Consider the following 482-nt stretch of genomic DNA (forward strand, 5'->3'; position numbering starts at 1 on the left):
CTACGACCTGGGCCAGGCGGCAGGCGACCTGAGCATCACGGCCCAGACCATCGACAAGGACACCACCCTGAACGCCCCCACACCGGGCGCCTGGAGCCACGGCACCTTCAACGGCTGGTACACCGACACCAACCTCACCCAACCATGGAGGACAGGACCCGTGTCCTCGAACACGACCCTGCACGCCAAATGGACACGCAACACGTACACGGTCACCATCGACCAGAACGGCGGCACCGGCGCGCCCACCAGCCTGTCCGTGACCGACGGACAAGCCATCGGCACCCTGATGACCACCAAACCCGGGCACCACCTGACCGGCTGGGTCCGGACCAGCGACCACACGACCTGGAACCCGGACACCGACCCCGTCCACGCCCCCATGACCATCAAGGCGAAATGGGAGGCCGACCAGTACACCGTGCGCTTCCTCGCGCCGGGACTGACACCCAACCCCACCATCACCGACCAGACCGGCATCA

The 482-nt window shown here is 66.6% G+C and carries 1 protein-coding gene; it reads left to right on the forward strand.

Features of this window, described 5'->3' with window-relative positions:
• Positions 1–482 (forward strand): InlB B-repeat-containing protein (locus tag CRD60_RS08415; RefSeq protein WP_130473097.1); only part of this gene is annotated, 482 nt, incomplete at both ends.

Source organism: Bifidobacterium aemilianum (assembly GCF_003315635.1).
In the GTDB taxonomy this organism is placed as follows: Bacteria; Actinomycetota; Actinomycetes; order Actinomycetales; family Bifidobacteriaceae; genus Bifidobacterium; species Bifidobacterium aemilianum.